This is a genomic window from Streptomyces sp. A012304, assembly GCF_026008495.1.
Taxonomy (GTDB): domain Bacteria; phylum Actinomycetota; class Actinomycetes; order Streptomycetales; family Streptomycetaceae; genus Streptomyces.
This window is the reverse complement of the sequence record NZ_BQUN01000050.1, coordinates 72866-85329: the sequence shown is the minus strand read 5'-3', so window position 1 is coordinate 85329 and position 12464 is coordinate 72866. Positions and strand designations below refer to the sequence as shown.

At 72.4% G+C, this 12464-nt stretch carries 8 protein-coding genes; 5 read left to right on the top strand and 3 right to left on the bottom strand.

The features are described 5' to 3' along the window. Nucleotides 1-211: 211 nt before the first annotated feature. The gene (locus ALMP_RS11880) at nucleotides 212-757 is read left to right on the top strand and encodes a bacterial proteasome activator family protein (protein ID WP_264926869.1); all 546 of its coding nucleotides are present in this window, start codon (nucleotides 212-214) and stop codon (nucleotides 755-757) included. Nucleotides 758-929: 172 nt separating this feature from the next. Here ALMP_RS11880 and ALMP_RS11875 read toward each other — a convergent pair whose 3' ends face one another. Next, nucleotides 930-2573: a protein kinase gene (locus ALMP_RS11875; protein ID WP_264926867.1), complete on the bottom strand. Its 1644-nt coding sequence runs from the start codon at nucleotides 2571-2573 to the stop codon at nucleotides 930-932. Between the two features lie 344 nt (nucleotides 2574-2917). Here ALMP_RS11875 and ALMP_RS11870 point away from each other — a divergent pair, with 344 nt between their 5' ends. Further along, nucleotides 2918-4516, top strand: a complete 1599-nt coding sequence (locus tag ALMP_RS11870) for a protein kinase (RefSeq protein WP_264926865.1) — start codon at nucleotides 2918-2920, stop codon at nucleotides 4514-4516. Between the two features lie 140 nt (nucleotides 4517-4656). Here ALMP_RS11870 and ALMP_RS11865 read toward each other — a convergent pair whose 3' ends face one another. Next, complete coding sequence (locus tag ALMP_RS11865) at nucleotides 4657-5661, bottom strand: phosphotransferase (RefSeq protein WP_264926876.1); 1005 nt, start codon at nucleotides 5659-5661, stop codon at nucleotides 4657-4659. 609 nt (nucleotides 5662-6270) lie between these two features. Between ALMP_RS11865 and pdhA the strand changes: the two genes are divergently transcribed. The 3 genes from pdhA to ALMP_RS11850 are packed head-to-tail and all read left to right on the top strand — an operon-like array spanning nucleotide 6271 to nucleotide 10055. Further along, entirely contained in the window at nucleotides 6271-7584 is a 1314-nt protein-coding gene (gene pdhA / locus ALMP_RS11860) for a pyruvate dehydrogenase (acetyl-transferring) E1 component subunit alpha (RefSeq protein ID WP_264926863.1), read from the top strand. 1 nt (nucleotide 7585) lies between these two features. Next, nucleotides 7586-8578 (top strand): alpha-ketoacid dehydrogenase subunit beta, encoded by a 993-nt coding sequence (locus ALMP_RS11855; protein WP_264926861.1) that lies wholly within the window; start codon nucleotides 7586-7588, stop codon nucleotides 8576-8578. 10 nt (nucleotides 8579-8588) lie between these two features. Beyond that, nucleotides 8589-10055 carry a dihydrolipoamide acetyltransferase family protein gene (locus ALMP_RS11850; protein ID WP_264926859.1) on the top strand — a complete coding sequence of 489 codons (1467 nt, stop codon included), beginning with the start codon at nucleotides 8589-8591 and terminating at the stop codon, nucleotides 10053-10055. A gap of 81 nt (nucleotides 10056-10136) precedes the next feature. On the opposite strand, the gene ALMP_RS11845 is transcribed toward ALMP_RS11850, so the two are convergent. Beyond that, entirely contained in the window at nucleotides 10137-12461 is a 2325-nt protein-coding gene (locus ALMP_RS11845; protein ID WP_264926858.1) for a hypothetical protein, read from the bottom strand. Nucleotides 12462-12464: the final 3 nt, after the last annotated feature.

Genomic DNA, 12464 nt, shown 5'->3' with positions numbered 1-12464 from the left:
CTGCTGCCCACCCCCACCACCCCAGCCACCCCCGCCGCCATGGAGTCACGCCCGTGACCCCCTCCCGGTGTCGGTTGCCACGAAAAGACGCCACAAGACTCACATAGGTGAATTTTGCCCGCATTTCGGACTGCGCCGAACGGAAACGGTGGATCTTCCACCTCAGGGGGCACCACGGTGATGAGGTAGAGGGGTGCGAGAGAATGGCGGCATGGAGATGCCGAGGAACGAAAGGTCGCCGGAGAACGCCCAGAAGATCCTGGTGGTCGGCCAGGACGGCATGGCGCTCGGCGGCATCGACGCGGACGAGGACTCCCGTGAGATCCCGGTGACGGAGCAGGTCGAACAGCCGGCGAAGGTCATGCGGATCGGCAGCATGATCAAGCAGCTGCTGGAGGAGGTGCGCGCGGCTCCCCTGGACGAGGCGAGCCGGGCCCGGCTCAAGGAGATCCACGCCAGCTCGGTGAAGGAGCTGGAGGACGGCCTGGCACCGGAGCTGGTCGAGGAGTTGGAGCGGCTGTCCCTGCCGTTCAACGACGACGTGACCCCGAGCGATGCCGAACTGCGCATCGCGCAGGCCCAGTTGGTCGGCTGGCTGGAGGGGCTCTTCCACGGCATCCAGACCACGCTGTTCGCCCAGCAGATGGCCGCGCGCGCCCAGTTGGAGCAGATGCGCCGCGCCCTGCCGCCGGGCGTCGGCGGTCACGACGGCGACGACCCGCGCACGGGCGGCCGTTCGGGCGGCCCGTACCTGTGACCCGGTCCCCTCTGTAGAAACAGGCCACGAACGAAGCAGGGCCCGGCGTCAGTACGCCGGGCCCTTTCTCATGCCACCCTCAAAAAGCCGACCCCCGTCAGAAGACCGACCCGCCGTCAGAAGGCCGACCCGCCGTCAGAAAGCCGGCCCCCGTCAGAAGGCCGACCCCCCGTCAGGACGCCGGGTTGCCCGACGACACGCTCAGCTCGATCTCCGGCATGTTCTTCGGGTCGACGTCCGTCCCCGCCGACGGGAACTGGTCCATGACCGCGCCGTCGCCGTACGTGTTCTCGTCCACGTACTTGATCTTCATGCTCCAGCCGGCGGCCTGGAAGCAGGCCTTGACCGAGGCGATGTACTTGAACTTGAAGTTCGGCACCCGGATCTTCGCGGGGTCGTTGTACGACTCCTGCGGCTCGGAGCACTCGGTCGACTCGATCGTCTTCGACGTGTCGGGGCCGCGGTAGCCGGCCGCCTTCGTCGCCGTCGCCGATGCCGAGGCGCTGGAGCCGCCCTTGCCGTTGGGGTCCTCGCTGCCGCCGTTCAGCGCGAGGCTGGCGATCAGCGCGCCGACCGCCACGACGGCGACGACCGCCGAACCGATGATGACCGGCTTGTTGCTCTTGCGCCCGCCGCCCGAGGCCACCGTCGTCGACGGCTGCTGGGGCGAGATGGTGTACGCCGGCGGCGTCGGCGCCTGCTGGTGGCCGCCGTAGGCCGAAGCGGGCGTCTGGTAGCCGCCCTGCTGCGGGTAGCCGTACGACGGGGCGGGCGTCGAGGGGGTGTTGTACGGGTTCGGCGTCGGGGCCGGCTGGTACGGCGTCTGGACGCTGCCCGCGGTCTGGGGGCTCTGGCCGACCGGCGGGAACACCGCGGAGCCGACGCCCGAGCCGCTCTGCGAGGGCGCGCCCGGCACGATGCTCGGCGGGGCGGGCTGGAAGGAGGCCGCCACCCGCAGGCACTCGTCGCGCATGGCGACGGCGGTGGGGAAGCGCTCGTTCGGGTTCTTCTTCAGCGCACGGGCGACGAGCGCGTCCACCGCCGGCGGCAGCGAACGGTTGATCGAGGACGGAGCCACCGGCTCCTCCTGCACGTGCGCGTACGCGATCGCCAGCGGCGAGTCCGCGTCGAACGGCAGCCGCCCGGTGACCAGTTGGAACAGCATGATGCCGACCGAGTACAGGTCGGAGCGGGCGTCCACACCGCGGCCGAGGGCCTGTTCGGGCGAGAGGTACTGCGGAGTGCCGACGACCATGCCGGTCTGCGTCATCGAGGTGACGCCGGACTGCATCGCGCGCGCGATGCCGAAGTCCATCACCTTGACCACGCCACGCTTGGTCATCATCACGTTGCCGGGCTTGATGTCACGGTGGACCAGCCCCATCTCGTGACTGATCTCCAGCGCCGCCAGCACGTCCGCGGTGATCTTCAGCGCCTTGTCGGCGGGCATCGCGCCTTGCTGCCGCACGTCCTGCTCGAGCACCGAACCCAGCGGCCGCCCCTCGATGTACTCCATGACGATGTACGGCGTCGTCATGCCGTCGACGTCGTCCTCGCCGGTGTCGAAGACCGAGACGATGTTGGTGTGCGTGAGCTTCGCCACGGCCTGCGCCTCACGGCGGAAACGCTCGCGGAAGGCCTGCTCGCGGCCGAGTTCGGTGTGCAGTGTCTTGACCGCCACCTGACGGTCGAGCACCGAGTCGTAGGCGAGGTGGACCGAGGCCATGCCGCCCTCGCCGAGCAAATCACGCAGCTGGTAGCGGCCGCCGGCCAGCGCCCGCCCCGTGAACCGGCCCTGTGCGCCGTCCTGGCTCATCTTCTGCGTCCCCCGTAAGGCCCTCAGGCGCTCTCGCTCGCCGTGCTCGCCATTGATCGAAAGTGCTATTCCCGGCCAAGTCTGCCCCAGGGCACTGACACGTCAAGCTCGGTGCCCGTTCCGTGACCCTACGCGAAAGAAGCGTCGCGGAAGCGTTACAGGGGGCGTACGCCCGGTACACAGAATTTGCACGTGGGCACGGAATGCGGGTTTCATGGCCGGTCTCTCTCCGACCGGTGCCCGGGCTCGTCCCGGACCGGCGGCTTGCGCGGAGGCTGTAGCGTGGCCGACGGAGACCGTAACAACACCGCGCGCACCGCGGGCAGAAACGACGGCGAGGACTGATGGCACAGCAGCAGCGCGCTCAGGGCCCGTCCGACCCCGAGGCGACTGGCGGCGGTATGTCAGATGCGCCGGAGATGTGGGGTAACGGCGGGCTGGTCGGGGACGGCCGGTATCGGCTGACCGGCAGACTCGGCCGGGGCGGCATGGCAGAGGTGTTCGCGGCCGAGGATGTGCGCCTGGGACGCACCGTCGCGGTCAAGCTGTTGCGCGCCGACCTCGCCGAGGACCCGGTCTCCAAGGCCCGCTTCACGCGTGAGGCCCAGTCGGTGGCCGGTCTCAACCACCACGCGATCGTCGCCGTGTACGACTCCGGCGAGGACACGGTCGGCGGCCAGAGCGTGCCGTACATCGTGATGGAGCTGGTCGAGGGGCGCACCATCCGCGACCTGCTGCTCAACGCCGAGGCGCCGGGCCCCGAGCAGGCTCTCATCATCGTCTCCGGGGTCCTGGAGGCGCTGGCCTACTCGCACCAGCACGGCATCGTGCACCGCGACATCAAGCCGGCCAACGTCATCATCACCCACAACGGCGCCGTGAAGGTGATGGACTTCGGCATCGCCCGCGCCCTGCACGGCGCGTCCACGACGATGACGCAGACCGGCATGGTCATGGGCACTCCGCAGTACCTGTCGCCGGAGCAGGCCCTCGGCAAGGCCGTCGACCACCGCTCCGACCTGTACGCCACCGGCTGCCTGCTGTACGAACTGCTCGCGCTGCGCCCGCCGTTCACCGGCGAGACCCCGCTGTCGGTGGTCTACCAGCACGTCCAGGACATCCCGGTGCCGCCGTCGCGCAGCTCCGACGGCGGCTGCCCGCCGGAACTCGACGGCCTCGTCATGCGTTCCCTGGCCAAGGAGCCCGACGACCGTTTCCAGACCGCGGAGGAGATGCGCGGCCTGGTCCAGTACGCCTTGCAGATGCTGTACGACCAGGGCGGCCACACCGGCACCTGGAACACCGGCCCGGTCGACGCGCCCGGGGGCCGGGCCGCCGCCGCGGGCTTCGCGAGCACGACGGTCATGCCGCACGGCGCCGACGGCTCCAGCACCTCGCAGATCCCCCAGCCGATCCTGCCCCAGGGCTACGGCGGTGGCGACGACGGCGGCTTCGAGGGTCACGGCAACAAGGGCAGTGGCCGCGGCAAGCTGTGGATCCTCGCCGTCCTCGCGGTGGTCGCCATCGCCGCGGGCGTCGCCCTCGCGCTGAACGGCGACAACTCCAAGGGCGGCGGAAGCGAGACCTCCAAGTCGCCGAGCGCCACGCCGTCCGCGTCGCAGAGTCAGCCCAGCTCCTCGCCCAGCGAGGAGACGAGCGACGAGTCCACCGAGGACTCCTCGGACGGCAGCAGCGGGTCGGGCTCCGGGAACAACTGGTCGCCGTCGTGGACGCCTTCGTGGTCGCCGTCGCCCAGCGACAGCGGCAAGCCGTCCGAGGAGCCGTCGGACCCGGCGACCGAGACGCAGCCGACGGAGGAGCCGAGCGACCCCGTCACGAGCGACCCGGGTACCGCGGACGGCGGCACAGGCGACGGCGGGACCTCGGAGGGCGGCACCATCTCGGGGGTCACGAACGGCGGCACCGAAGGCGAGGAGGGCTGACCCCGGCGGGGTGACCTCCGTAGGTCTCGAACATGTACGCGCGCGTGGAGCCCTGACGGGGCACCACGCGCGCGTGTCGTGGGCCCGGGCCCGCGCCCCTGACGGCCGCCGGCGTCCCGGGCGCGGCGGCGAGCCCCCTCTCAGCCGGTGAACGCGGCGCACACCGCGTCGTACTCGCTCGTCCACCACACGACGAGGGCCGAGGCCGCCGGGAACTGGGAGTCGGCGCGGGTGTCGCCGCGCTCGTAGTGCCAGCGCAGCATCCAGAAGTCGTTGAGGCGCTCCCACCACACGCGGTGCACGGCCGCCGCCAGTTCGGACGGCCCGGCCCCGGTGGCGCGCCGGTACGCGCGCGCGTACGCCCGGGTCTTGGGCAGGTCCAGGGTGCCGTCGGGGCGGACGAAGAAGATCGCGGCGGCGCGGACGGCCTCCTCCGCGCGGGGCTGCACGCCGAGCCGGTCCCAGTCGACGATTGCGGCGGGCGCGTCTCCCCGGTAGAGCACGTTGAAGGGGTGGAAGTCGCCGTGCACCCAGCCGACCGGGGCGGCGTGCGGGGGCCGCCGGTCGGCGTGGCGTTCCAGCAGGATGCGGCGTTCCAGCAGCCGGTGGCGGGCGAGTTCGTCGAAGGAGTCGGCCGGGCGGTGCCGGCGCACGCGCGCGAGGAGATCGTCGATCAGCGCGAACGTGTCGGCCGGGACAGGGCTCGCGGCGGGGGTGGCGCGCGCCCGGGCGTGCGCGGGCATCACGCGCTCCAGGCTTGCGTGCACCACCCCCAGCAGCGCCCCGAGCCGGCCGCACTCGGCGGGCGTGAGCTGGGCGCCGTGGCGGTGGCGGCCGTCGATCCACGGGTGCAGGGCGTAGGCGTGACCGCCGACGACGGCGACCGTGCGCCCGTCGCGGCCGGGCAGCGGCGGCGCGACGGGGACGCCCAGGTCGGCCAGGCGCTGGGTGGCGCGGTGCTGGCGGACGATCGAGGCCGGGTCGGCGGTGTCCGGGTCGAAATGGTGCTTGAGGAAGTAGCGGCCGCGGGTGGTGCGCAGCCGGTAGCCGCGGTTCAGCAGGCCCTGGTCGACCGGCTCGCAGGCAAGCGGGGCACCGGCGGCGTAACGGCGGAGCAGGGCGCCCAGAGGGGGCGCGTGGGGCACGAGGGGTGGTACACAGGAGCGCGGCACGCGCCCGATGCTAGGGCACGTTTCACCGCCGTGAGCTGGCCGTTGTCACAGAACGTCACCATGCGTCACAAGTGATCCCCGGCGGTCCGCGGTGATCCCGGGCGGTCCGTGGTGATCCCGGGCGGTCCCCGGTGATCCGTGGCGATCTTCCGCGGTCTCGCTCGATCCGGGGTGCCCGGCCGTGCGCCGAGGAGGCGGCCATTGGGCCGAATGGCTGGAATCCGAGAGGTGAATATCCCGGTTGCTCCGTTTTCGCGTCCCGGGCGGGTGTCGCCCCCGAACTCTTCCCGTGAGCTGGGTCAGCGGGATAACGTGCCGTTGCTCCGGCCTCCTGCAAGGCTGTGACCAGGGTCCTTCCCGACTTTGCCGATTTACTTGGAAATCCAAGCAAAAACGCAGGTCAGGAGGTGTTTCACAGAAATGTGGAGCACTGGGTAACGTGAACTTTGCAGGGCGCTCGCCGGGGCACCTGTCACGCCTGTTCCCGGCCGAGTGACACCCACCCCGTGCACGGGTGTCGGAAACAGGTGAGCCGCACTGGTACCCGGCAACCCCGGGGGCCGGACCGACGGAGGAGCACACGTGACCGTGGAGAGCACTGCCGCGCGCAAGCCGCGACGCAGCGCCGGAAGCAAGGCCGGCAGCACCGGCGCCGAGGCGGCGGCCGGCACCACCGGCACCGAGGCCGCCGGCACCACCGGCACCAAGACGACCGGCACCCCCCGCGCCGCGGCGGCCAAGGCCACTGGCACCAGGCGCACCGCCGGCGCCAACCGCACCACCCGCACCCGCGCGGCCAAGAAGACCAGCGCCGAGCCCGGACTCGTCCAGCTGCTCACCCCCGAGGGCGAGCGCGTCGAGAACGCCGAGTACGACCCGTACGTCGCCGGCGTCACCGCCGAGGAGCTGCGCGGCCTGTACCGCGACATGGTGCTCACCCGCCGCTTCGACGCCGAGGCCACCTCCCTCCAGCGCCAGGGCGAGCTGGGCCTGTGGGCGTCGCTGCTCGGCCAGGAGGCCGCCCAGATCGGCTCCGGCCGGGCCCTGCGCGACGACGACTACGTCTTCCCCACCTACCGCGAGCACGGCGTCGCCTGGTGCCGCGGGGTCGACCCGACCAACCTGCTCGGCATGTTCCGCGGCGTCAACAACGGCGGCTGGGACCCGAACAGCAACAACTTCCACCTCTACACGATCGTCATCGGCTCCCAGACGCTGCACGCCACCGGCTACGCCATGGGCGTCGCCAAGGACGGCGCCGACAGCGCGGTCATCGCCTACTTCGGCGACGGCGCCTCCAGCCAGGGCGATGTCGCTGAATCGTTCACCTTCTCCGCGGTCTACAACGCCCCCGTGGTGTTCTTCTGCCAGAACAACCAGTGGGCGATCTCCGAGCCCACCGAACGGCAGACCCGCGTGCCGCTCTACCAGCGCGCGCAGGGCTTCGGCTTCCCCGGCGTCCGCGTCGACGGCAACGACGTCCTCGCCTGCCTCGCGGTGACGAAGTGGGCGCTGGAGCGCGCCCGGCGCGGCGAGGGCCCCACCCTCGTCGAGGCGTACACCTACCGCATGGGCGCCCACACCACCTCCGACGACCCCACCCGCTACCGCCACGACGACGAGCGGGCGGCCTGGGAGGCGAAGGACCCGATCCTGCGTCTGCGCCGCCACCTGGAGGCCTCAAACCACACGGACGAGGGATTCTTCGCGGAACTCGAGGCCGAGAGCGAGGCGTTGGGCAGGCGAGTGCGCGAAGCGGTCCGTGCCATGCCGGACCCGGACCACTTCGCCATCTTCGAGAACGTGTACGCGGACGGGCACGCGCTCGTCGACGAGGAACGGGCCCAGTTCGCCGCCTACCAGGCGTCGTTCGCGGACGCCGAGGGGGGAATCTGAGATGGCCGCCACCACGACCAGCAAGAACATGGCCCTGGCCAAGGCGATCAACGAGTCGCTGCGCCGCGCCCTGGAATCCGACGAGAAGGTCCTCGTCATGGGTGAGGACGTCGGCAAGCTCGGCGGCGTCTTCCGGGTGACGGACGGCCTGCAGAAGGACTTCGGCGAGTCCCGCGTCATCGACACCCCGCTCGCCGAGTCCGGCATCGTCGGCACCGCGATCGGCCTGGCCCTGCGCGGCTACCGCCCGGTGGTGGAGATCCAGTTCGACGGCTTCGTCTTCCCGGCCTACGACCAGATCGTCACCCAGCTCGCGAAGATGCACGCCCGCTCGCTGGGCAAGGTCAAGCTCCCCGTCGTCGTCCGCATCCCCTACGGCGGCGGCATCGGCGCCGTCGAGCACCACTCCGAGTCCCCCGAGGCGCTCTTCGCGCACGTGGCGGGCCTGAAGGTGGTCTCCCCGTCGAACGCGGGCGACGCCTACTGGATGATGCAGCAGGCCATCCAGAGCGACGACCCGGTGATCTTCTTCGAGCCCAAGCGGCGCTACTGGGACAAGGGCGAGGTCAACACCGAGGCGATCCCCGGCCCGCTGCACAAGGCGCGGGTCGTCCGCGAGGGCACCGATCTGACCCTGGCCGCCTACGGCCCGATGGTGAAGCTCTGCCAGGAGGCCGCCGCCGCGGCCGCCGAGGAGGGCCGCAACCTGGAGGTCCTGGACCTGCGCTCGGTCTCCCCGCTCGACTTCGACTCCATCCAGGCCTCGGTGGAGAAGACCCGCCGCCTGGTCGTGGTCCACGAGGCACCGGTGTTCTTCGGCTCGGGCGCGGAGATCGCCGCCCGGATCACGGAGCGCTGCTTCTACCACCTGGAGGCCCCGGTGCTCCGGGTCGGCGGCTACCACGCCCCGTACCCGCCGGCGCGGCTGGAGGAGGAGTACCTGCCGGGCCTGGACCGGGTGCTCGACGCCGTCGACCGTGCCCTGGCGTACTGAGGAGAGGGTCGTGACGACGATGACGGAAGCGTCCGTACGCGAGTTCAAGATGCCGGACGTGGGTGAGGGGCTCACCGAGGCCGAGATCCTCAAGTGGTACGTCCAGCCGGGCGACACGGTGACGGACGGCCAGGTGGTGTGCGAGGTGGAGACGGCCAAGGCCGCCGTCGAACTGCCCATCCCCTACGACGGCGTGGTCAGCGCGCTGCACTTCCCCGAGGGCACCACGGTCGACGTGGGCACGTCGATCATCGCGGTGGACGTGACGGGCGGGACGGCACCCGCTCCCGCCGAAGCACCCGCTCCCGCCGAGACCCCCGCCCCCGCCGCCGAGCGGGCGCGGAGCGCGGTGGCGGCTCAGCCCGAGGAGCCGAAGGCGGAGGGTTCCGGCCGCCAGCCGGTCCTCGTCGGGTACGGCGTGGCCGCCTCCTCGACCAAGCGCCGTCCCCGCAAGGCCGCCGAGGCCCGCGTCCAGGAGGCGGCTGCGGCGGCCGTCCAGTCCGAGCTGAACGGACACGGCCCGGCGGGCCACAGCGTGTCCGGCGGGGGTACCGACAAGCCCCGCCCGCTCGCCAAGCCGCCGGTGCGCAAGCTCGCCAAGGACCTGGGCGTCGACCTGGCGACGGTGGTCCCGTCCGGCCCGGACGGCGTCATCACCCGTGAGGACGTCCACGCGGCGGCGGCCCCGACGCAGACGCCCGAGCCGGTGCCCCAGCCGGTGACCGAGGCCCCGGCGCCCGCCCCGGCTCCGGCACCGGTGGTGTCGTACGACACGGCCCGGGAGACCCGTGTCCCGGTCAAGGGTGTCCGCAAGGCGACGGCGGCGGCGATGGTCGGCTCGGCGTTCACCGCGCCGCACGTCACGGAGTTCGTGACGGTCGACGTCACCCGCACGCTGAAGCTCGTCGAGGAGCTGAAGCGGGACAAGGACATGCAGGGCCTGCGGGTCAACCCGCTGCTGCTGATCGCCAAGGCCCTGCTCGTCGCGATCAAGCGCAACCCGGACATCAACGCGTCCTGGGACGAGGCGGCGCAGGAGATCGTGGTCAAGCACTACGTGAACCTGGGCATCGCGGCCGCCACGCCCCGTGGCCTGATCGTCCCGAACATCAAGGACGCCCAGGCCAAGACACTGCCGCAGCTGGCGGAGTCGCTCGGTGAGCTGGTGTCCACGGCCCGCGAGGGCAGGACGTCGCCCGCCGCCATGCAGGGCGGCACGGTCACCATCACCAACGTCGGCGTCTTCGGCGTCGACACCGGCACCCCGATCCTCAACCCCGGCGAGTCCGCGATCCTCGCGGTCGGCGCGATCAGGCTCCAGCCGTGGGTCCACAAGGGCAAGGTGAAGCCGCGCCAGGTCACCACCCTGGCGCTGAGCTTCGACCACCGTCTGGTGGACGGGGAGCTGGGCTCCAAGGTGCTGGCCGACGTGGCGGCGATCCTGGAACAGCCGAAGCGCCTGATCACCTGGGCATGAGCGGACAGGGGGCGGCCTCGGGCCGCCCCCTGTTCCCGTCTCGTCGGGGTCACCGGCATCCGGTGCCGCCCCGGGTCCGTCTCACCCCCGCGCCGCGGCCGGCGGCTCCGCCGCCAGCCAGTGGCCGTTCGTCGTCCAGCCCAGCAGGCGCCGGCCGGTGCCGGAGTCCGCGGGGCCGCCGTCCGCCGTCTGCCGGAGGCCGGCGAGCGCCGGGGCCAGGCGGTGGCTCACCTCGGACGGGTGGCGGGTGAGTTCCTGCGGGAGCCAGGCCAGGGTGCGGGACTGCTCCTGCGGGCCGCACAGGGAGAGGTGGAACAGCATCTGCCGCCAGGCGTAGGCGATGTCCTTCACCGTGGGCAGCGGACGCGGGTTGCCGTGCAGGCGCGCGGTCAGCCGGCACACCGTGACGAAGCAGCGGCGGGCCAGGTCCTCCCAGCCGGGGGCCGGGGCGATGCCGACACGGTGCACCAGGGTGGCCAGGTTGTGCGTGGTGAGGATCTGCGCCTGCTCGATCACCGTGCCGTTCGCGGCCACCGACCCGTAGCCGTGCCGCCACCGGGACGAGGACCGGGACGCCCCGGCCCGCGCGACGCACAGCTTCGCGAAGCCCGGTGAGGTCCGGGGTCGCGCCGACCGTGTCCGCGCCTCGCCCGCCTCGGCGATCGCGAGGTTGCGGACGGCCCGGTAGTCGATGTCGTAGTACCGCTCGTAGAGCGAGCCCCCGCCCAGCAGCTCCGCGGCGACGCGGGCCGCGGCGAGGAACTTCGGGGTGAAGGTGCCCATGAAGATGTCCGCCGCCAGCTCCTCCACCAGGGGAGCGCCCAGCTCGGCCTGGCCGGCCAGCACGGACAGCTCACGCACCAGCGGATTGGGCAGGATCGTGCCGGGGAACGCCCGCACGGCCAGCTCACCGAGCTGCCGCAGCGCCACGGCCGCCACCTCGTCCGCGTCCGTCCCGGAGCGCCACCGGCTCACCGCCGTCACCCACGGCAGCTCCTCCACCCGCACCTGCCGCTCCAGGTCGAGCAGCAGCAGCGAACGGCGATTGCGGAACGCCCGGTAGGTGGCGGCGGACAGCCCGCGCAGGGCCTCGTCGGGGTAGGCCTGCGCGGTGGTCGCGGCGACGAGCTGCGGGACCAGCTCGGCCAGCACCTCCGCCGAGGGCACGATCCCGCGCTCCACCAGCGTGTCCAGGGGCGCGCTCAGCGCGGCCTCCACCGGCCGGCGCAGGCCGCGCGGGATCACCGCTCCCGAGGGCAGGCCCGTCTCCCGCGCCTCCCGCGCGCCCACCGGCGCGACCAGCGGTTCGACGTCGGCGACGCCCTCCGCCGGGGGCAGCCCGGACAGCCGGCGCAGCATCAGCTGGGCGAGCGCGTGGTGCGAGGGCAGCGCCGCCTGCGCGGCCTGCTCCCGGCGCAGCTCCACCAGCTCGGCGGAACCGGGCAGTCCGCGCTTGCGCACCATGGACGTGACGGCGTGCCGCAGCAGCCCGAGCCGCCGCCTGCCCAGCGGACGTCCCGCGACGGTCTCCTCCAGGGCACCCCGCAGGATCGCCACATTCTGCTTGGGGTTGAGGTGCTTGGTGCAGTGGGTGTGCCGACGGGCGAGGTCGCGGTAGCGGCGCAGCAGCTCGGCGCCGCGCGCGTGCCAGGTCGCGTCGGGCGTGCGGGCCAGGACCTGACCGTCGTCGGCCGTCTCCAGCCAGTGCGCGAGCAGTTCGTCGCCGAACGGCTGCCAGACGGCCAGTGCCTCCCGCTGGGTCTCCACAGCCGTGTTCGGCCCGCGCCGCTCCAGGGCGTACCGGGCGTCGCCGACGGTACGGCGGTGCACCGCGCCGGCGGCGGGCGCGGGCCGCTCGACGGGTGCCGGGGTGAAACGCAGCCGGTCCGCGAACGGGGCCAGCTCCTCGACGAGGCTCAGGGCCGCGTCCGTCTCGCCGGCCCGGGCGAGCCAGGCCACGGTGAGCAGGGCGGCCTCCTCGGGGACGGTCACCTCGTAGCGTCCGCTGTCCAGCAGGTCGTAGAGCCGGTCGAGGCCCTCCTCGGACAGCCAGTACGCGAACAGGGCGCGCCGGTTGTGGGGGATGCCCGCCCGCCGGGCGGTGGCGATCTCGTCGCTGGTCAGGGGCCCGCCGGCGCTCGGCGCGCCGGTGGCGAAGCCGCCGCGGACCACCTCGGGCGTCACCCAGGCCGGCAGTCCGGCGACGGGGGTGCGCGAGCCGATGGCGAGCAGCCCGTTCGCCATGCCCGCGAGGACGGCCCGCCAGATGCGGCTCCGCTCCTCGGCGCGGCGGCGGGTGTCGGGGTCGTGGTGGGTGTGCGCGGTCCTGAGCGCCCTGGCCAGTTGGCCGGACGCGTAGCCCGGGTTCGCCTCTGCGAGGTGCTGCTGGTCAGCGTCGTGGTTCATAAG

What these genes read in the sequence shown, in the direction of transcription:
- ALMP_RS11880 (WP_264926869.1), top strand. Translation starts at nt 212, where the DNA reads ATGGAGATGCCGAGGAACGAAAGGTCGCCGGAGAACGCCCAGAAGATC.
- ALMP_RS11875 (WP_264926867.1), bottom strand. Translation starts at nt 2,573, where the DNA reads ATGAGCCAGGACGGCGCACAGGGCCGGTTCACGGGGCGGGCGCTGGCC.
- ALMP_RS11870 (WP_264926865.1), top strand. Translation starts at nt 2,918, where the DNA reads ATGGCACAGCAGCAGCGCGCTCAGGGCCCGTCCGACCCCGAGGCGACT.
- ALMP_RS11855 (WP_264926861.1), top strand. Translation starts at nt 7,586, where the DNA reads ATGGCCGCCACCACGACCAGCAAGAACATGGCCCTGGCCAAGGCGATC.
- ALMP_RS11845 (WP_264926858.1), bottom strand. Translation starts at nt 12,461, where the DNA reads ATGAACCACGACGCTGACCAGCAGCACCTCGCAGAGGCGAACCCGGGC.